Below are 19,945 nucleotides of genomic sequence, written 5' to 3' on the forward strand. Positions count from 1 at the left end.
TGTCGTACTATCCGCCTTTGACGAGGACTGGCTGGAATCCACGGTGGTGGCAGGTGGAGACAGGCGGTTGAGGGTACTGTAGCTACCTCCTTCCTCGGAAGCTCCGTCTGATGGGCCCAGGACGGGATCGTCCGAACACCCCGGCAGAACGACGAGCAGAAGAAGCAGTGCCCCAAGCGCCGCCCCTATAGAACGACGTACGAACGAGTGGTCCATGCAGGATGCAGGGGTAGTTTCTGACTATTTAGACCACTTATAGATAAGAGGGGTTTTTTCGACGATCAACCGCGGATCATACAGAAGCTGTAAAATTGAGGAGAGGGCGGCGCGTACAGCGGGGCCCCAAGGCCTTCGTCTTCGTTCCTCGGAGGCGGGGTAGGCCCGGACGGACTACTCGGCCGGCTCCAGGACCAGGGCCCCGAGCGGGGGGAGCGTGAGCTCCAGCGAGTGGGAATGCCCGTGCTGCCCGATCGGGTCGCTGTGGACGAGGCCTTGATTGCCTACGTTGCTGCCGCCGTAGGCGTGGCTGTCGCTATTGAGCCGCTCGTGCCACCGGCCGCTCCCCGCAGTCCCGATGCGGTAGTTCTCGCGGACGACGGGGGTAAAGTTGAGCACAAAGACGAGCGACCGGTCCCCGTTGAGGCGGCGGTAGGTGAGGACGCTGTTCTCGCGGTCGTCGTACGCGATCCACTCGAAGCCGTCCTCCTGGTCGTTCCAGAGCGCCGGTGCATTCTGGTAGAGGTGGTTGAGGTCGCCGAGCCACTCCATCAGGCCCTCGTGCAGCGGCTCCTCCGTGAGCCTCCATTCCAGCTCCTCGTCGTGGTTCCACTCGTGGTACTGCCCGAACTCGCCGCCCATGAAGAGAAGCTTCTTGCCGGGGTGGCCGAACATGTGGGCGTAGAGGAGCCGCAGGTTGGCCGCCTTCTGCCAGTCGTCGCCCGGCATTTTGCTCCAGAGGGAGCTCTTGCCGTGCACCACCTCGTCGTGGGAGAGGGGGAGCGTGTAGTTTTCGGAGAACGCCCAGCTGAGGGTCCAGGTCAGGTCGCCGTGGTGGTGCTTGCGGTGGACCGGCTCCGTGCTCGCGTACTCGAGCGTGTCGTGCATCCAGCCCATGTTCCACTTGTAGAGGAAGCCGAGGCCGCCGTGCTCGGTGGGGGTGGTGACGCCGGGCCAGGCGGTCGACTCCTCGGCCAGCATGATCGCCTCGGGGTACTCGTCGTAGACGCGCTCGTTGGTGTCCTGGAGGAGGCTGATGGCGCCCAGGTTTTCGCGGCCGCCGTGCACGTTGGGCGACCAGTCGCCCTCCCGGGAGTAGTCGCGGTAGAGCATGGAGGCGACCGCGTCGACGCGCAGGCCGTCCACGTGGTACTTGTCCATCCAGAAGAGGGCGTTGGAGAGGAGGAAGTTGCGCACGCCGTTCTTGCCGAAGTCGAACACGCGCGTGCCCCAGTCCGGATGCTCCCGCATGAGCGGGTCCTCGTATTCGAAGAGGTGCGAGCCGTCGAAGTAGGTGAGCCCCTGCGGGTCGGTGGCGAAGTGGCCGGGCACCCAGTCCATGATGACCCCGATGCCACGCTGGTGCAGCGTGTCGATGAGGTGCATGAGGCCTTCGGGGTCGCCGTAGCGGAAGGTGGGGGCGTAGTAGCCGAGAATTTGGTAGCCCCACGAGCCGTAGTACGGGTGCTCGGCGAGGGGCAGAAACTCGACGTGGGTGAAGCCGAGGTTCTGCACGTGGTCGGCCAGCGGCTCGGCGACCTCCCGGTAGCTTAAAGATTCGCCGTGCTCCTCGTGGCGCCACGAGCCGAGGTGCACCTCGTAGATGGAGAGCGGTCCGTCGATCCCGCTGGGGCCCTCCCGCTCGTTCATCCAGGTGGTGTCGCCCCACGTGTAGGTGTCGAGGTCGGTGATGAGGGCCGAGAGGCCCTCGTAGGTGTTCTGGGCGGGCGGCTCCATGCGGAAGGCGTAGGGGTCGGTGCGGTCGAACCACTCGCCGTCGGCCCGGAGGTGGTACTTGTACTTGTCGCCCGGCTGGGCGCCGCGGACGTAGCCCTCCCAGAGGCCGCCCTCGCGGCGCTCCAGCACGTCGGCCCCGAAGCGCCAGTCGTTAAAGTCGCCCGTTACTTCCACCCGGTCGGCATTGGGGGCCCAGACGCCAAACCAGGTGCCCCGCTGGTTGGGGTGCGCCCCCATCCGCTCGTAACTGTGGGCATGGGTGCCTTGCCGCCAGTAGTAGATGTCGTCGTCGGTGAGATGGGGCATGGGGGGAGAAGAGTGGGGGAGCGGGACACTCGGGCGGGGAGGGATCAGGCGTCGAGGGGGTCGGAGGCGGTCGCGTCCCGAGGGGCGAGCAGGCGGTGGAGGCCGTGCAGCGGAAGCCAGGCCCAATCGGGACGGTGGTGGAGCTCGTAGCGGACCTCGTAGAGGGCCTTGTCGAGCAGGAAGGCCCAGAGGAACGAGTAGCGGGCGGGGGCGGCCGGAAGGAAGGCGGCGTCGCCGGTCGTGTCGGCGTAGGCGTCGAGGAAGGTGGTCTCCGTCCAGTAGAGCAGCGCGTCGATCCACGGCTCGTAGTCCGGGTCCACGTCGGCGTGATCCTGCCAGGACGCGAGAACGGCGTACTCCAGGGATCGAAGCATGCCCGCGACGTCGCGCAGTGCATTCTTGCGCCGCCGCCGCTCTTCGAGGGGGCGGGTCGGCTCGCCTTCGAAGTCGAGGACATAGATGTCGCCCTCGGCCCGCAGAAGCTGGCCGAGGTGATAGTCGCCATGGATCCGGATGCGGTCGTGGGTTCCGGGCACGTCGTTGAGGGGGGCGAGGCGATCGCGGGCCGCCCTCCACGCCGGGTCGGACGGCACGTGCCCGGAAGCGGGGTCCGGCTGCCGATCCAGAAGTGCGCGGGTCTCTTCCATCTCGGTCCGGATGCGCGCGCCCAGCTCCGCCCCCGCGTCCGTCGGTGCCTCGATGGGGCGCATGTCGTCGCCCCCGGCCCGAGCCAGCGCGTGGTGCATCTCGGCGGTGCGCACCCCGAGCGTCCGCGCGAACGAGATCAACTCGGGGGCCAGGTCTTCGAGCCACACCGGCACGGTCGCCTCCGAGAAGCGGTCCGCCGTCCAGTGCGGGCCATCCGCCGACGGGCCCGTGTTTTTGGCCTGCTCGTGCGGGAACGGCGAATTTTCGACGCGGTCGAGGAAGGTGGTCGTGCAGGAGAGGGCGTAGCTCCAGGCGTCGGCATCCACCGCGAGGGCTTCCTGAAGCACGCCCAGGGTGTACTGGCGGCGGCGGCGCCGAAAGTGGAGCGTGCCGTGGAGCCGGGGCGAAAACGTAAACTCGACGTCTGTAAGGTGCTCCAGGAGCTCTTTCTCGGGGTTGGGGCCCTCCTCCAGGCGGCGGTAGAGCTTGAGGAAGTAGTCGTTGTTGACGATGGCCGAGGTGTTGCTCTGCTCGCCGGTAAAGAGGCGCACGTCGTGGGGGGGCTCGTTGCCCATCGCCTCGGACGGCTCGGCCGTATAGAGGCCTTTCAGCGAGCGGCCGGTGCCGCCCCGCTGCCACCAGCGGAAGAGGGTGGCCCAGAACTGAGGGTTGACCGTGGCGTCGTAGACGAGCCGACGCTCTTCGGTGTCGTCCACCTCCAGCCACGCCAGGGTGGCGTTCGGGTGTTCGTCGAGAATGTCGGGGGCCTCCGGCTCGGGGGCCGCCATCAGGGGGAGGGTGTAAAACGACGTGTCCTCCGGCAGGTCGACCCGGAGCACCGACAGGTAGACCACGGGGTCGCTCTGGAGGCGCACCGCGTCCTCGACCTCGACCCCTTCGATGCCCTCGCCCTTGCCGCCGAACCAGCGCTGCTCGTTGATAAACTCGGGGAGGAGGGCCTCGATCTGTTCGGGGCCGCGGCGCTGCGCCATCGTGGGCACGAGTACGTTCTGCAGGCCCTCGGCGACCGGCAGGACCGGACGGGTGCGGCCGTTTTTGTCCTCGAGGGGCTGAAGGCCGCTGCGGCGGGTGTCGTCGCGCTGTACGTCCTCTTTGGGCACGAGCTTGAACCAGTAGAAGTGGTGGGGGCCAACGGTCAGGTGATAGTCGTCGTTGTCGATGGGCGGGAACGCGGACTGGCCGGACAGCTCGACCGGCGCCAGGCCCTGCAGGTCCTCCCGGGCCGGAATGTGGACCGACTGCGTGAAGCGGGACAGGTTGTTCACCACCAGGATGCGCTCGCCCTCGTACTCGCGGAGAAACGCGAGGATGGACTGGTTCTCCACGGGCAGGAGCTCGAGGCTGCCCCGGCCGAAGATGTTTTTGTGTTGCTGCCGGAGGGCGATGAGGCGGCGCATGAAGTGGAGCAGCGAGTACGGGTCCGCCTCCGCGTCCTCCACGTTCACGAACTCGTAGCTGTACTTGCCCCGGTTGATGGGCGGCATGAACAGCTTGTGGTGCGGGGCCCGCGAGAAGCCGCCGTTCTTGTCGGGGCTCCACTGCATGGGGGTGCGCACCCCGTTGCGGTCGCCGAGGAAGGGGTCGTCGCCCATTCCGATCTCGTCGCCGTAGTAGATGATGGGGCTCCCTTTGAGGCTCAGCAGCAGCGCGTTCATGAGCTCGATGCGGCGGCGCTCGCCCCCGAGCAGGGGCGTCAGGCGGCGCCGAATGCCCACGTTGATGCGGAAGCGATCGTCGGCGCCGTACTCGTGGTACATGTAGTCCCGCTCCTCGTCGGTCACCATCTCGAGGGTGAGCTCGTCGTGGTTGCGGAGGAAGAGGGCCCACTGCGCGTCGTCGGGGATGCCGCTGGTCAGGTCGAGCATCTCCACGATTGGCCGCCGGTTCTCGCGCCGCAGCGCCATGTAGAGCCGCGGCATGACGGGAAAGTTGAAGGCCATCTGTACGCCGGTGCTATCCCCGTCCGCGTCCTCGCCGAAGTAGGGAAGCGTGTCCTCGGGCCACTGGTTGGCCTCCGCCAGAAGCACCTTGCCGGGCCCGTAGCGCTCCTCCACGGCGGCGCGCAGTTCCTTCACGTAGGCGATCGTCTCGGGCAGGTTCTCACTACTGGTGCCCTCCCGTTCGAAGAGGTAGGGCACCGCGTCGAGCCGGAGGCCGTCCACCCCCATGTCGAGCCAGAAGAACATGACCTCCTTCATCTTCTCCCGGACCTCGGGGTTGTCGAAATTGAGGTCGGGCTGGTGGGAGAAGAAGCGGTGCCAGTAGTACTTCTCCGCCTTCGGGTCCCACGCCCAGTTCGAATCCTCCGTGTCGGTGAAGATGACACGGACGTCGTCGTACCGCTCGTCCGTGTCGCTCCAGACGTACCAGTCGTGCTTGTCGGAGTCCGGGTCGCGCGCCTCCTGAAACCAGGGGTGCTGGTCGGAGGTGTGGTTCAGCACCAGCTCCGTGATGACCCGCATGCCGCGGGCGTGGGCGTCGTCGAGAAAGGCCCGGAAGTCGTCGAGGTCGCCGTGGATCGGCAGGACCTTGAAGTAGTCGGCGGTGTCGTAGCCGTCGTCTCGGAGCGGGCTCTCCAGGAAGGGGAGCAGCCAGAGGGTGTTGACGCCCAGTGATTCGAGGTAGGGCAGCTTTTCGCGAAGCCCTCGAAAGTCCCCGTAGCCGTCGTTGTTCGAGTCGTAGAAGCTGCGGACGTGCAGCTCGTAGATGACGGCGTCCTTGTACCAGAGGGGGTCGTCGAGGAAGTCGTCGGGCATTCGGGTACTGCGTTGGAAGGTTGGAACGTTGAAGGTTGGCACGTTGACGGCCGAACGTGAAAACGCTCAACCTGCCAACGGTCAAACGCCGTTATGCGTGCACGAGGCGATCGTAGGCGGCGTGCGTCTGCTCGCTCGTGCCGGCCGGTTCGAGCCGAAAAATGTGTGCGGGCCGGTCGGGGGAAAGGCGGAGGTAGTGGTGAGTCCCCTGCCAGGTGTAGTGGGCGTCGTGCAGGAGGTCGTGGGCGGAGAAGGCCTCGTCGGCCGGCAGGCCGAGGTCGTGGGGGGGCAGCACGAGCTGGCCCTCGCACTCGCTGTGGGGATTGAGGCTTACGACCACGACGATCAGGTTGTCCCCGGCGGCCTTGCTGTAGGCGATCAGGTCCGGGTGCTGCGTGTCGAGGAACCGAATCGACCGCATCTGTTGCAGGGCGGGGTTTTCGTTGCGGAGGCGGTTCACCCGCGCCATGAACGGCTGCAGCGAGGTGGGGTCGTTCCAGTCCCAGGTGCGGAGTTCGTACTTCTCGTTCCGGGCGTACTCCTCCTTGGACTCGCGCTGCTGGGTGTCCACGTGCTCGAAGGGCGGGCCGTAGACGCCGTAGGTGCTGGACATCGTCGCCGCGAGCACGAACCGACTCTTGTGGGCGGGGCGCCCCCCGTCGACCAGCTCGTCGTGTAGGATGTCGGGCGTGTTGGGCCAGAAGTTGGGGCGGAAGTATTCGGCCGCCTCGGTGTGGAACAGCTCCTCGCCGTACGCTTCGAGCGCGTCGGGGGTGTTGCGCCAGGTGAAGTAGGTGTAGGAGTTGTTGAAGCCGAGCTTGGCGAGGTGGTACATTGTCTTCGGCCGGGTGAAGGCCTCCGATAGGACGACGAGCTCGGGGGTGTCCGCGCGGAGTTCGCGCAGGCACCACTGCCAGAAGGCAAACGGCTTGGTGTGCGGGTTGTCCACGCGAAAGGTCGTGACGCCGTGGTCAATCCAGTACTCGAAGACGCTCTTCAGCTCCTGCCAGAGCGCGGGCCACGCCTCCGTCTCGAAGTTGATGGGGTGGACGTCCTTGTACTTCTTCGGTGGGTTTTCGGCGTAGCGGAGGGAGCCGTCCGGGCGGTGGTAGAACCACTCGGGGTGCTCCTCGACGTAGGGGTGGTCGGGGGAGCACTGGAACGCGACGTCGAGGGCGACCTCCAGGCCCAGGTCGTGGGCCGTCTCGACGAACCGGTCGAACGCCTCGATGCCGCCCAGCTTGGGGTGGACGCTCTTGTGCCCCCCCTTCGAGCCGTCCGCCAGAAAGCCGCCGATGGCCCACGGGCTGCCCGGATCGTCGGGGCCGGCCTCGGGGGCATCGTCCGGGCCCTTCCGGTTCGTTTCGCCGATGGGGTGGATCGGGGGAAGGTAGACGATGTCGAAGCCCATCTCCTGGATGCGCGGCAGGCGCTCGGCGGCCTCGTCGAGCGTGGCGTGCTCGTCGTCGTCCCGGGCGGAGCGCGGGAAGAACTCGTACCACGCGCCGGTGCGGGCGCGCTCCGGGTCCACGAGCACCTCGTAGGTCGCGCTGCTCGTCTGCTGGTGGTGGGGCGCGTGGCGGCGTACGAGCTCGGCGATCTCGTCCCCGAGGGCCGCCTCCGCGTTGCCGTCCGCGAAGGCCTCGATGTGGGCCGTCAGCATCTCCCGGTCGTCCTCGGGGGCGTGTTCGGCGGCCGCCCGAAGCAGCGACGCCCCGGCGGTCAGCTCGCTCTCAATCTCGGACGGCGGCTCGCCCCCCTCCACCCGGCGTCGAAATTGGTCCTGCCACGTGGCGAAGCGGTTGATCCAGGCCCGCACGCGGTACAGGTAGCGGCCGGGGGCCGACACCTCGAAGGCGCCGGCGTACGCGTCGTTTTCGACGTGGGGCATGCGGGTGACGTGCTCCGTCTCCTCGCTCGCGTGGCGGACCACGAGCTCGACGGCCAGGGCGTCGTGGCTGTCCACCAGGACGCCGGCGGTTACCTCTACCTGCTCCCCCACGGCCCGCTTGATGGGCCACTGCCCGCCGTCAATGGCGGGGGCCACCGATGAGATGACGACCCGGGACCAAGACTTGGGCATGGTCGGATCGGGCGACGCGGGCGGCGACGTGGCAGAAGAGGCCATGCTGGCGTGGGGCAGGGGCGAGATGCGGCGAGCAGGGGGCGACGACGGATATACACGCTACGCATTGGGGGACAGAAATCCCAACATGAGGGCCACGGGCGCCGAAGCCGCAGATGCAACTGTGGCCGGTTGGGCTCATTGTACCCGGGGTCTGCGGCCCGATTTTTGTGGTTCACATTGAGCGCTGCAGACTGCTCTGCGCTTTTGAGTTGTCCCTGTGCTGTATGGACGCGTCCCCTCCCTCATCGATCGACACGAACCCGCAGAATCGGGGCGACCGTCACATCCAACCCGGCAAGCCCTATCCACGGGGGGCTACGTGGGACGGCATCGGCGTCAACTTTGCCCTGCACAGCGCCCACGCCGACCGGGTTGAACTGCTTCTCTTTGAGGACGCGGACGCCCCCGAGCCGGCCGTCACGTTCGAGCTGCCGGAGCACACCGGTCCCATCTGGCACGGCTACGTCACGAACGTGCGTCCCGGACAGCTCTACGGCTATCGCGTCTACGGCCCCTACGACCCGGCGAACGGGCATCGGTTCAACCCCAACAAGGTGCTGCTCGACCCCTACGCGAAGGCCATCGGGCGCCCCCTCCGCTGGGACGACAGCCTCTTCGGCTACGACGTGGACGCGGAGGGGGACGACCGTTCGTTTAACACGCAGGACAGTGCCCCCCACGCCCCCCTCGCGGCGGTGGTGGAGGAGACCTTCGCCTGGGGCAACGACCAGTCCCCCGAGATCCCGTGGCAGGATACCCTCATCTACGAGACGCACGTGAAGGGGATGACCCAGAAGCACCCGGACGTGCCCGAACGGCTGCGGGGCACGTACCTGGGAATGGCGTCCGAGCCGGTGCTCGATCACCTCAAGACCCTCGGCGTCACTACGGTGCAGCTCCTGCCGGTGCACGCCAAGCTGCATCGCCGGGAGTTGCTCCGGAAGGGCCTCCGGGAATATTGGGGGTACAACACCCTTTCCTACTTCGCGCCGGAGCCGGAGTACGCCGCCAACGGCCCGACGAGCGCGGTGCGTGACTTCAAGATGATGGTCCGTGCCCTGCACGACGCGGGGCTCGAGGTCATCATCGACGTCGTGTACAACCACACCTGCGAGGGCAACCAGATGGGCCCCACGCTCTCGTGGCGGGGCGTGGACAACCGGACCTACTACAAGCTCAACCCCGACGACGAGCGCTACTACATGGACTACACCGGAACGGGCAATACGCTCGACCCCGGCGACTCGTACGTCCTGCAGATGATCATGGACAGCCTGCGCTACTGGGTGACGGAGATGCACGTCGACGGCTTCCGGTTCGACCTGGCCTCGGCCCTGGCGCGCGAACTGTACGACGTGGACATGCTCGGCTCCTTCTTCAAGGTGGTCCAGCAGGACCCGGTGCTGAGCCAGGTCAAGCTGATTGCGGAACCCTGGGACGTGGGGCCCGGCGGCTACCAGGTCGGGTCGTTCCCGTGGCAGTGGGCCGAGTGGAACGGCCGCTACCGCGACACCATCCGCCGCTTCTGGCGGGGCGACCGCGGGATGAACGGCGACGTGGCCACCCGGGTCACCGGCTCCAGCGACCTCTACGAGCGGTCGGGCCGCCGCCCGTTCGCGTCCATCAACTTCGTGACGGCCCACGACGGCTTTACGCTGCAGGACCTCGTGAGCTACGAGCGGAAGCACAACGAGGAGAACAAGGAGGGCAACGAGGACGGCCACGACGACAACCACTCGACGAACTGCGGGGTGGAAGGCCCCACCACCGATCCGGAGGTGATCGAGCGCCGCGAGCGGCGCAAGCGCAGCATCATGGCCACGCTCCTGCTGTCGCAGGGCGTGCCCATGATTTTGGGCGGGGATGAGCTGTCCCACACCCGTCGGGGCAACAACAACCCCTACTGCCAAGACAACGAGATCAGCTGGTACGACTGGACCCTCGACGAACGCGAGCAGAAGTTCCTCGCGTTCGTGCAGCGACTCACGGCGTTCCGGCAGGAGCATCCGAGCTTCCGGCGACGGCATTTTCTGGACCCGGTCGACGAGTCGGACGGCTCCGGCGACGTGCTCTGGTGGCACCCCGACGGCCGTGAGATCACGGACGGAGACTGGCACGACGAGGGCCTGCACGCCTTCGGGTACCTGCTCCGTGGGCAGAACCTGGCGCCCGACTCGAAGGGCCGCCCCCGCACCGACGACGCGTTCCTGGTGCTCATGAACCAGGGCGGGGCGCCGGTCGAGGTTGAGGTGCCGGCGGAAACCAACGAGCTCGACGATGTGCACTGCGTGGCCTGGCACGTGGTGCCGGAGCTGGCCGAGTTTCTGGACGATCCGGGCCCCGTCGAGCCGGGGGGCGTCCTGACGCTGCGTCCCCATCGACTGCTGGTGCTTCGGGCGGAGCAGTAGCGCCGGCGCCCCCTCGTGCCGCGTGGTTCCGCTCCACAAACCACACCCCGACCGCGCGCCTTCTCGTCCGCGCGCGGCCGGGCGCCGCGGCTCCGGACCCGACGGACTTCGCTGCGCTCCCCAATTGGTCTCCGTACGGCATGTCCGAACCCACCTCCCGGCGAGAGTTTCTTGAGCGGCCTGGGGCCACCGTAGCCGCGTCGACGGTGGGCGTTCCGTCCGTTCTCCTTCCTGATGGAGACGACGTCCTCGGGGTGGCCCTCTGTGGCCTCGGCAACTACGCCACGACCCAGCTGGCCCCGGTCTCCAGAAGACCGAGCACTGCGCGCTGCGTGGCATTGTCACCGGCTTCCCGGAGAAGAGTCCGAGGTGGCAGCGACGGTACGACTTTCCGGGCTCGAATGTCTACAGCTACGACACGCTGCCCGAGATTTCCAACAACGCCGCCCTCGATGAGGTGTATGTCGTGACCCCGCCGGGCTTCCATGCGCGGGACGCCATCAGGGCCGCCGAGGCCGGGAAGCACGTCTGGTGCGAGAAGCCGATGGCCATGACCGCGAGCGAGTGTCGCGCCGTGATCGACGCCGCCGAGAAGAATGGGGGCTAGCTCACCGTCGGCGACCGGATGCAGCACAAGCCCAACACCCAAACCATCATCCGGTACGGCGAGGACGAGACGCACGGCGCGGTCACCTCCGTCGCGACCGCCGCGGGCCACGACGGAACGCCCCCCCGACCCGACTGACCAGCAGGCCCGGCAGATGGACAACGACGCCCGAGCTATCAAAAACGACAATGCCCCTCTGGTCCCGGGCAGGGAGGGGCTCGCCGACATTCGGGTTGTTCGGGCCATCATGGAATCCTCCGCGAACGACGGAGCAAGAATGGAGCTTTGAGGCACGACGCGGTGGGCCGGCCCATCGCGTCCGGAAAACGCGTCTGCCCCCGTCCGGTGCCGTCGCGCCCGGCTCTTCTCCTCGTTCCAACCCCCATCTCTTTCTGGCCGGAGCAGGCCGCATCGAATCGTCGAGGGCCCACTGCCGATTCCGCGCGGAAAGCGCTGCACCCGGCCGCGTCCGGCGAGACGCTATTGGTGTCGCCAAATAGTGAAGATTTGAAGAACCAAACGGCGGCAAGTTATGAACCACATCTTCACGTGCCTAACACACAAACGGCTCATGAGTGGTTGGGCCGCACTTCTCGCCGGACATGCACTTCAATCGTCGTCTACTACGCGCCATGCGATACACGTTTTTCGGACACCTCTGCGGACAACTCTGTTCGGACTGTCAGGAGGACCTGGCACACGCTACCCTTCGGCTCTACCGACCCAAAGACGGGGACGATCAAGTCGTCGCCCGTGCGACCGCGGACACCAAGCACACGCATCAGATTCTCGATGCGGCGGAGGCAGAACAAAAGGCGGATCGTCTCCTGGTCGAGGCGGGCCTCGACTCGGAGGGCCGCTTCAACGTCGTGCTCGGCGAGGAGGTCGACTACGACGGGGAGGCCATCGAGGCAGACGTGTACCTCGAATCGGTCCCCGGGAGGCCGGAGGGCACGGAGGCAGGCCCGCTGCAGGTGAGCATCACCACCCTCCAGCCCCAGTGGCGCAAGGGCGAAGAGGGGGCTCGATTTGGCTGGGAGTACTGCATTCCCGAGCGGTTCTGGTGCCAGGTTCGGGGGCAGTTCGGGGCCTGGACGATCTGCGGGGACGTAACCCTCTGCGAGACGGACGCCCCCGTGGAGGGCGTGACGGTCATTGCGTTCGATCGGGACTGGATTCAGGACGATGAGGTCGGGATTGCGACCACCGACGGCAATGGTCGCTTCCGCATCGACTATTTGCAGCAGGACTTCGAGCCCGGCACCGTGATCGACGTTGAACTGGTGGGCGGGCCGGACCTCTACTTTCGGGTGGAGACGCCGGCCGGACAGCCCCTGCTCTCCGAAGACCCGTCCGAGGGACGAAGGAGCAGCCGGGAGAACGCCGGGCCCTGCTTCTGTGTGGACCTCTGCCTCGACGAGGAGCCCGACGACCCGGATCCTGAAGTCTACCCGGCCTTCACCCACGTGGGCGGGTACGACTTTCAGACGGACATCGACAGCGGCCCGGCAGGCACGGGGGAGACAGTGCGCGGCGGACGGGCCTTCCACCGCACCCTCCGACTGAATGGGATCATGTCGAAGACCCTAAACGGAAACCCCCTGGAGTACAAGTTTCAGTACCGAGAGCGAGGGGCGTCGTCCTGGAAGAACGTGACGCCCTCTCAGCTCCGCAAGACGAAGATTGGGGCGCTCGAAAAGGTGGACACTTCTGTCTCGCCCCCGCGCATCAGCACCAAAGATTACGTCGTGGGGGGAACACCTGACCCCGATGAAGTGGCCGTTACTCCCAACGGGAACTGGATCCCGATGCCCCAGAAGTCGGGGGTTTTTGGTGGGGATGGGTCGTTCGTGCCGAATCACAACCAGGTCCAACTGGACTCCCGGACGCTGGGGACGTTCACGCCCGCGGTCGACCTGACTGGCATCGACGCGGGGGACAGTGCCGAGGCCCCCTCCGGGGTGTCCCTCGTACAGAACAAGCATTTCGAGATCCGGATGCTCGTTCGGGAAAACCCTCCGAACTCGAGTCCCAGTGCGCCTACGGAGGTGGGCCACCTTGAAAAGATTGCGGTCAACAATCGGCCCTACGACTATGTCCGCCATCCCAATTGGATGAGTCAGCAGATTGACGACGGGCTCGCCGTGGCGATGGTCAATCTGAAGGAACTGGGCAGCGGTGGGTGCGAGGGCATTCAGGACACCCTGAACGTGCGCTTCACCGCGGCCCACCCGAACCTGGGAAACGTCAGCATCCGGATTGACGGGCCCGGCGGTCCCTACCGCGTGTCGCCGGCCCCCAGTGATCCGAACGTGAACGGGAGCCGGGACGAAAACCTGCACGGGTCCGTCGACTTTCAACGCATTTCTGGCGGCAAAAAGGTCGAGGAATTGGAAAACTGCGCCTACAACGTGACCCTCTCCGTGGGGGTATTGCTCACGAACGGCGATGCCGTGCCGAGCAACCGCCACGATCAGATTGCATTCTGCAAAGGGTAGGCTGTGGTCGGGCAAGGACGGCTGGGTGACGTCTCGGACGTACATGGAGATGACGTCCCGTGCGCCGGGGCCTACTGACGCCTTGCGACTGGGGGCGCTCGTTCTCACCTTGTGGGACGGTCGTCACTCCGTCTCATGAGCGCCCCCACCATGCCGTCCCCCTCCCGCCTTCTCCCGATTGCTCTGACCGTCCTGTTCGTGGTGGGCTCCGCCGGGGCCCAGCCCGCCGACCTGACGCCGGAGCGCTTCTCGTTCGAGCCGAACCTCGCCTACGACAGCAGCGTCCCGTCGCCCGAGGACGCGCTCGGCTACGAAATGGGCACGCAGTTTACCCTCCACGCCGACGCGGTGGACTACCTGCGCACGCTGGCCGACGCGTCCGACCGGGTTCGGATGGACACCTACGGCGAGACCTACGAGGACCGCACCCTGCCCTATCTTGTCGTCACGAGTGCACAAAACCAGGGGCGGATCGACCGGCTCAAGCGCAACAGCCGGCGCCTCTCGGCCCCGGCGAGCCTGTCGGCGTCGGCCCGAGACCGGCTCCTCCAAAACCAGCCGGTGTTCGTCTCCTACAGCTACAACATCCACGGCAACGAGCCGGCCTCGACGGAGGCGGCCCTGCAGGTGGCCTACCGCCTCGCCGCGGCGCGGGACGACCGCACCCGGGCGCTCCTGCAAGACGCGGTCGTGATCATGTACCCGACCGTCAACCCCGACGGCCGCGACCGCTACGTCTACTGGGCCCGCTCGATGCAACGGGCGCAGGTGGCCACCGAGCCGGCCGACATCGTCCACGACGAGCCGTGGCCGCAGGGGCGGACCAATCACTACTGGTTCGACCTCAATCGCGACTGGGTGTGGAACGTGCACCCCGAGATGGAGGGCCTGACCGGTGTGTACCAGGAGTTCATGCCGCAGGTGCATGCCGACTACCACGAACAGGGCTACAACGACCACTACTTCACCATGCCCGGCACCACGCCGCGCAACCCGATCCTACCGGACCGCTACGTGGCCTGGGCCGATACCTTCGGGCGCGCCAACATTGAGGCGTTCGACCAGAACCAAGTCGCCTACTTCACCCGCGAGGCGTTCGACTTCTTCTACCCCAGCTACGGATCGTCCTACCCCAGCGTGATGGGGGGGATCGGCATGCTGACCGAGCAGGCCGGCATCGGGGCCGGGCGGGCCATCGAGAACAACGACGGCTACACGCTCACCTTCCGCCAGCGCGTGCACGACCACTACGCCACCTCGCTGGCGACGATCGAGGCGTCCGTCCAGAACCGGCGGGCACTTCTGGAATATGACCTCAACGCTCACTCGCAGGCGAGCAACTCGATTGAGACGGCCGCCTACGTCTTTCCCGACGATCAGGGGACCGGCTACCTCTACGACGTGCTCGACATGCTCCGCCACCACGGCGTCGAGGTGGAACGGACGACGGGGGCCACCCGCCTCGACAATGCGCTCGACTACCGCACCGGCGAGCGAGCGGATCGTCGGGTGGAGGCCGGGGCGTACGTCGTGCCCACCGACCAGCCGCGCCACCTCTTTGTGAACACGCTCCTGCAGCGCCAGGTGGCGTTCCAGGACTCGGTGATGTACGACATGTCCACGTGGTCGGCCCCGCTGGCCTACAACCTGGAGGCGTACAGCACGCGCGAGTCGGTCGGGGCCGAAACGGAGGTCGTAGAGACGGCCCCCACGCCGGACAGCGGCGTCACGAATCCCGACGCGCGGTACGCATTCGTCGTGGAGTGGAACCAACGGCACGCCCCGCGCGCCCTGTCGGCGCTCTGGGAGGCCGGGTACCGGGTGCGGGCGGCCCACGAGCCGTTCAGCACCGGGCCCCGGTCGTTCGGGGCCGGCTCCCTCGTCGTCCTCCTGGGGCGCAATCCGGACCACGACGACCCGGCGGCCGACATGCGGCGCATCGCGTCGGAGGCCGGCGTTGAGATCGTCGGGCTGGATACCGGTCGCATGGCGGAGGGACCCGACCTGGGCTCGGCCGACAATGCCCCGGTGAAGCCCCCCGAGGTGGGCATGCTCGTCGACCAGCCCTTCTCCACCTACACGAGCGGACAGATCTGGTACCTGTTCGACCAGGAGACCGAGCTCCCCATCACCCGCATCCGGGCGTCCAACCTGGAGGAGTCGGCCACCGGGGAGGGGCGGTACGCCCGCTACGGGAAGGCGTCGCTCGACGCGCTCGACGTGCTCATCCTGCCCGGCGGCTACGGGCTCGATGCGGTCTTCGACTCCACCCGCGTCGACGCCCTGCGTGCGTGGGTGCGCGACGGCGGTACGCTCGTCGGCACCGAAGAGAGTGCCCGGTTCCTAACGGCGGACGGATCCGGCCTTACGGACGTGGAGGCACTGCCGGACACGACCGACAGTCCCATCGGGCCGTACACCTCGTATGCGGCGCGGGACGATTCAAGCGGGCTCGACTATGTGCCGGGCGCGGCCCTCACCGGCCGCCTCGACGCCACCCATCCGCTCACCTACGGAATTGGGGACGCGGTCTACACGCTGAAATACGGCGTCTCGGGCCTGGAGCCGAGCCCAGACCTCCAGACGGCCGGCCACTACGCGAGGGACACCGAGGCGCTGCTCGTGAGCGGCTACGCTTCGCAGGCGAACCTGCAACAGATGGCGGGCACGTCCTTTGCCGGCACGGTCGAGATGGGGGACGGGCGGGTCGTCTTCCTCGTCGACAATACGCAGTACCGCATGTTCTGGCGCGGCCCGAGCCGCATGATGCAGAACGCCGTGATGCTCGTGCCGGGACTGGTGAACTGAAGGGCATGGCGGGGCCGGGATGGCCCCTGGGCGCCGGCCTACCCGGCCGGCAAGGCGTCCTCAATGGTGTCCACCAGCCGGTCCCGAGTGAAGGGCTTGCCAACATACTCGTCGAACCCCTCCTGGAGAAAGTCGTCCCGGTCCCCAGGCATGGCGAAGGCCGTGACCGCGACGGCCGGAATGTCGTCGATCTGTTCCCGGCTCCGGATCGTGTGGAGGAGCCCTACGCCCCCGTCTTTCTCACTGAGGTTGATGTCCAGGAGGAGAAGATCGAACGAGTTCGTCGCGATGTGGTCGAGCGCCTCCTCCACGTTCGGGACGACGGTAACGTCGTATTCGCCTTGTAGCGTGTGCTCCAAAAGGAGACGAGTGTCCGGGTTGTCCTCGACCGACAAGATCCGCGGGGGATCGGATGTGCTCATGAAATAAGTACAGCCCAACGTTGTGAAATGTAAAATCTATAAGACGGAATATATGATCTACGGGAATCGTTCCATCCCTCATATGCTCATAACGTTGGGGGTCGGTCCCGGAAAATAATCCCCTGAACAAAATGAGAACTGAAAGGAGAGGCGTCGCATTCGTAGGGGGAAAGCCGTTGGGCCCAGTCCGATGGCCCGATTCGTGCCTGCGGACGCCTGCTTGAACGCCTTGAAGAGGGTGGGCGCTCGCTCCGAGTCCGTGCCGATGCCGGTGGGCGCGCGCCCCGGCACCGCATCCTGAGTGTGCGCCCCGCGCGCCCCGACCTCACTCCCAGAATAGCTCTTTGAGGTCGTCCACGGCGTCGGGGCGGGTGGCGATCATGTATTGGCGGCCGGCCTCGATCACCATGTCCCCATCGGCCAGGTCTTCGGTCCCGAGGTCCGTGATGACGGTGGCCTTCGTCGGCAGGTCGAGCTCCTCGAGCGACCTGCCGACGGCCGGGGCGCCGGGCTTCGCCTCAATCTCGACGAGTTCAAACCGGGTTGAGAGATCGGTAATGGGCTGAACCGGAGCCCCGAACACCCGGCCGACCGCGACGCGCGCCCCAGCACGCTCGGGAAAGACGAACGCCTCCACGCCGTCGGGATTGCCAGTGGCAGCCGGGGGGCGGTGGCTCCGGGCCACGCAGCGGGCGTCCGGCGCAAAATTGGCCGCCTGCTGGCAGATGGCAACGTTCGTCGTTTCATCGTCGGTCAGGGCGAGGAAGACGTCCGCTTCCCGGATGTCAACAGAAGTGAGGGTCTCTGCCTCTGTCGCGTCCCCCTGCACGAACGTGACGTCCTCGCGCCGCCCCGAGTGCACCCGGGTGATGCGCGGGTCCTGTTCGATGATCGTGACCCGGTGGCCGTACGCGGTCATGAGCGTGGCCGTCTCCCGCCCCACGCGCCCCCCGCCTGCGATGATCACATTGAGGGTGTGCTCCCGGTAGTGCGATACGCCCATGGCAGGTCGGTATGTGGACGTGAGCGGCCAATGAGTTGTGCTTGCGCCTTCTCCATCCTCTTCATCCCCTTATATATATGGGGCCTTTGCGGGGACTGCTCTCGTTGCCGTCAGGCTTGACCGGACGAGAGGGGGGACCCACGTCTAGCGCCTGGGGCGGTCGTGCGTCCGGTCCGCGCTCGTCTCGAAAACACAAATAGACTTTGCTGAACGCAGAGAAGACGAAAAAGAATTGAGGCCGTCCGTTCCGCCCCGCCGCAGACGTAACCCGCACCGCAAGATGCGCGTCGCGTGCGGCTGGATCACGGCGGCACGCCGACCGGGGCAAGAGAGGACGCACGGCCCCCCGGAGACGCATGGACCACTGAGAGGGCGCTTCCTTCGAGAGGGCGCTTCCCTTCGGAAGACCACAACCAGGTGTGGTCCTGCCTGCTCGGACCGCTAATTGTGCCGTCTCCCGCGAAGTCCGCCGTGGGGTAGAGGGAAGAAGGGAAGAGACACCGCAGCCGTATGCAATTCGGGAAGGGAAGCTCTGTCGATTCCAATGTCCCCGTGGGAACAGAAAAACCCGCCTCGGGAGCAACCAAGACGGGGTGCAGAAGGGACAGTACCGGTAGCGTGGGAGGGATTTGAACCCTCGACCTCCGGGTTATGAATCCGACGCTCTAACCAACTGAGCTACCACGCCGTCAAAACCACTAGTTTGTATGCCCGACTGCGCGTCGGGTGTTTCCGGCGTGCGGTGAAAAAGGAGTGGACGGCACCGTGTCCCTGTTCAGTTGAGGTGGTCGACGTGGCGGAGCGTCGCCGGGTCCATGAGGCGGTTGATCTCGTGGCGCAGCACGTCGCGCAGGTGCCAGCCGCTGGGCAGCTCGCCGTCCGAGACCTCTACGAACAGCGTGATGCGTCCCCGCGTGGCCCGGAGGGCATGCTTGTCGGTGTGGGGGGCGTTGGGCCGGTACGCGTGAAATTGGAAGCCACGATGAGAGTCCACGGGACAGAAAGGAAGGGTGCACCATTGCGTGAACGAGGATGCCGCCTCGTTCCACGGGGGGCCATGCGGCTGTGTTCGGGGCCCTGTCCATGCGCGCTGGGCCGGTCTGGGGTTGTCCTCGTAGGCCCTGGGTCGTACGTTACAGGGTCCAGTTATCCCCCAGACAGCCGCCACACACGTCCGATGGGCTGGAGTTCTGTTCTTGACCAGGAACGGGTTGTTCAAACGCTGCGCCGGGCCCTCACCCAGGAGCGGGTGGCCCACGCCTATCTGTTGCACGGGCCCGACGGGGTGGGCAAGCGGGCCGTCGCCTACGAGATGGCCCGGGCCCTGCAGTGTCCCGAACAGGCCGACGAGGCCTGCGACGCGTGCCCGACCTGTCGCAAGACCCGGCGCATGGTCCACCCGGACGTGCACGTCAACCTGCCGCACCCCTGGAGCCAGGAGAAGGACCGTGACGAAGAAGACATGGGGAAGCGGATCCGCCGGCTCGGCGACAACCCGTACGCGGCGATTGACTACGTGCGCCGCCCCTCGCTCGCCGACCCGTCCGAGACATCGAACCAGCAGGTCTACTACCGCATCGACCAGGTGCGGCAGGACATCATCCAGCCCATGAGCCTGGCGCGGGGGGAAGGGGCGTACAAGGTCAACATCCTCATCGACGCCGAGAAAATGCGGGAGGAGGCGGCCAACACGTTTCTGAAGCTGCTGGAGGAGCCGCCCCCGCAGACCGTCTTTTTGCTCACGACGAACCGGCCCGAGCAGCTGCTGCCCACGATTTTGTCGCGGTGCCAGCAGCTGCGGTTCGACCCGCTCCTGCCGGAGACGATCGAGCAGGCCCTCGTCGACCGTGAGGGCATGGCGCCGGACGAGGCCTCGATGCTCTCACGCATGGCGGACGGGTCCTACAGCCGGGCCCTTGAGCTGGCGGAGAACGACGCCCTGATGACCAGCCGCGAGCTGGTGCTCGACTACTTCCGGGCGGCCTATACGCAAAAGGTGGAGTCGCTCGACTCGTGCATCCAGGAGCTCAAGAGCCAGGGCCGCGAGCGTGTAAAGAGTGTGCTCCGGCTTATGCTGCGCTGGATGCGCGATCTACTCCTGTACCGCACGATGGGGGAGGAGGCCCCGCTGGTGAATGTGGACCAGAAAGAGGCCGTAGCCCGCTTCTGCAACAACCTGCCCGACGCCGACCTGGAGGGCATGGTGACGCTCGTGGAGGAGGCGATGGAACTGGCCGAGCGCAACGTGCGCGTCGCGTTGGTCCTCACGGCCCTTGCTCAGGGACTGGCCCGGGCGATGCGCGGGCAGGAGGTTGAGTCGTTGTACGTGCCGCTCTCCGAGGCCGAACGCCTAGCACCCGCCTAGAGTCCGCGTCCACCGACAGGGC

11 protein-coding genes and 1 tRNA gene are annotated in these 19,945 nt (G+C 66.5%); 5 read left to right on the forward strand and 7 right to left on the reverse strand.

The window, feature by feature from the left end; all coding sequences use genetic code 11:
• Positions 1-390: 390 nt before the first annotated feature.
• The 3 genes from glgB to OJA40_RS12525 all read right to left on the reverse strand — a co-directional run bounded on the left by glgB (position 391) and on the right by OJA40_RS12525 (position 7,767).
• Complete coding sequence (glgB, locus tag OJA40_RS12515; protein WP_208427440.1) at positions 391-2,259, reverse strand: 1,4-alpha-glucan branching protein GlgB; 1,869 nt, start codon at positions 2,257-2,259, stop codon at positions 391-393.
• 44 nt (positions 2,260-2,303) lie between these two features.
• Positions 2,304-5,684, reverse strand: coding sequence for a maltose alpha-D-glucosyltransferase (treS, locus tag OJA40_RS12520; protein WP_263810815.1), 3,381 nt, complete (start codon positions 5,682-5,684; stop codon positions 2,304-2,306).
• 91 nt (positions 5,685-5,775) lie between these two features.
• Positions 5,776-7,767 carry an alpha-1,4-glucan--maltose-1-phosphate maltosyltransferase gene (locus OJA40_RS12525; RefSeq protein ID WP_208426610.1) on the reverse strand — a complete coding sequence of 664 codons (1,992 nt, stop codon included), beginning with the start codon at positions 7,765-7,767 and terminating at the stop codon, positions 5,776-5,778.
• Between the two features lie 158 nt (positions 7,768-7,925).
• Here OJA40_RS12525 and glgX point away from each other — a divergent pair, with 158 nt between their 5' ends.
• From glgX to OJA40_RS12545, 4 genes are all read left to right on the forward strand, one after another.
• A complete protein-coding gene (gene glgX / locus OJA40_RS12530) occupies positions 7,926-10,220 on the forward strand; it encodes a glycogen debranching protein GlgX (protein ID WP_208426609.1) in 2,295 nt (764 codons plus the stop codon).
• Positions 10,221-10,557: 337 nt separating this feature from the next.
• Positions 10,558-10,827 (forward strand): Gfo/Idh/MocA family protein, encoded by a 270-nt coding sequence (locus OJA40_RS12535; RefSeq protein WP_263811023.1) that lies wholly within the window; start codon positions 10,558-10,560, stop codon positions 10,825-10,827.
• A 632-nt stretch (positions 10,828-11,459) separates the two neighbouring features.
• Complete coding sequence (locus tag OJA40_RS12540; protein WP_263810818.1) at positions 11,460-13,325, forward strand: carboxypeptidase-like regulatory domain-containing protein; 1,866 nt, start codon at positions 11,460-11,462, stop codon at positions 13,323-13,325.
• Between the two features lie 135 nt (positions 13,326-13,460).
• Positions 13,461-16,133: a M14 family zinc carboxypeptidase gene (locus OJA40_RS12545; RefSeq protein ID WP_263810819.1), complete on the forward strand. Its 2,673-nt coding sequence runs from the start codon at positions 13,461-13,463 to the stop codon at positions 16,131-16,133.
• Between the two features lie 38 nt (positions 16,134-16,171).
• On the opposite strand, the gene OJA40_RS12550 is transcribed toward OJA40_RS12545, so the two are convergent.
• The 4 genes from OJA40_RS12550 to OJA40_RS12565 form a co-directional block, all read right to left on the reverse strand.
• Entirely contained in the window at positions 16,172-16,555 is a 384-nt protein-coding gene (locus OJA40_RS12550) for a response regulator (protein WP_263810820.1), read from the reverse strand.
• A 325-nt stretch (positions 16,556-16,880) separates the two neighbouring features.
• A complete protein-coding gene (locus OJA40_RS12555) occupies positions 16,881-17,558 on the reverse strand; it encodes a potassium channel family protein (protein ID WP_208426606.1) in 678 nt (225 codons plus the stop codon).
• Positions 17,559-18,172: 614 nt separating this feature from the next.
• A tRNA-Met gene (locus OJA40_RS12560) sits at positions 18,173-18,246 on the reverse strand.
• An 87-nt stretch (positions 18,247-18,333) separates the two neighbouring features.
• Positions 18,334-18,552 (reverse strand): hypothetical protein, encoded by a 219-nt coding sequence (locus OJA40_RS12565; protein ID WP_043552080.1) that lies wholly within the window; start codon positions 18,550-18,552, stop codon positions 18,334-18,336.
• Between the two features lie 183 nt (positions 18,553-18,735).
• On the opposite strand from OJA40_RS12565, the gene OJA40_RS12570 reads away from it, so the two are divergent.
• Entirely contained in the window at positions 18,736-19,923 is a 1,188-nt protein-coding gene (locus OJA40_RS12570; RefSeq protein WP_208426605.1) for a DNA polymerase III subunit, read from the forward strand.
• Positions 19,924-19,945: the final 22 nt, after the last annotated feature.

Source organism: Salinibacter pepae (assembly GCF_947077775.1).
Lineage (GTDB): Bacteria > Bacteroidota > Rhodothermia > Rhodothermales > Salinibacteraceae > Salinibacter > Salinibacter pepae.

What these genes read in the sequence shown, in the direction of transcription:
- OJA40_RS12555 (WP_208426606.1), bottom strand. Translation starts at nt 17,558, where the DNA reads ATGGGCGTATCGCACTACCGGGAGCACACCCTCAATGTGATCATCGCA.
- OJA40_RS12525 (WP_208426610.1), bottom strand. Translation starts at nt 7,767, where the DNA reads ATGCCCAAGTCTTGGTCCCGGGTCGTCATCTCATCGGTGGCCCCCGCC.
- OJA40_RS12570 (WP_208426605.1), top strand. Translation starts at nt 18,736, where the DNA reads ATGGGCTGGAGTTCTGTTCTTGACCAGGAACGGGTTGTTCAAACGCTG.
- OJA40_RS12550 (WP_263810820.1), bottom strand. Translation starts at nt 16,555, where the DNA reads ATGAGCACATCCGATCCCCCGCGGATCTTGTCGGTCGAGGACAACCCG.
- OJA40_RS12545 (WP_263810819.1), top strand. Translation starts at nt 13,461, where the DNA reads ATGAGCGCCCCCACCATGCCGTCCCCCTCCCGCCTTCTCCCGATTGCT.
- treS (WP_263810815.1), bottom strand. Translation starts at nt 5,684, where the DNA reads ATGCCCGACGACTTCCTCGACGACCCCCTCTGGTACAAGGACGCCGTC.
- glgB (WP_208427440.1), bottom strand. Translation starts at nt 2,259, where the DNA reads ATGCCCCATCTCACCGACGACGACATCTACTACTGGCGGCAAGGCACC.
- OJA40_RS12540 (WP_263810818.1), top strand. Translation starts at nt 11,460, where the DNA reads ATGCGATACACGTTTTTCGGACACCTCTGCGGACAACTCTGTTCGGAC.
- glgX (WP_208426609.1), top strand. Translation starts at nt 7,926, where the DNA reads ATGCAACTGTGGCCGGTTGGGCTCATTGTACCCGGGGTCTGCGGCCCG.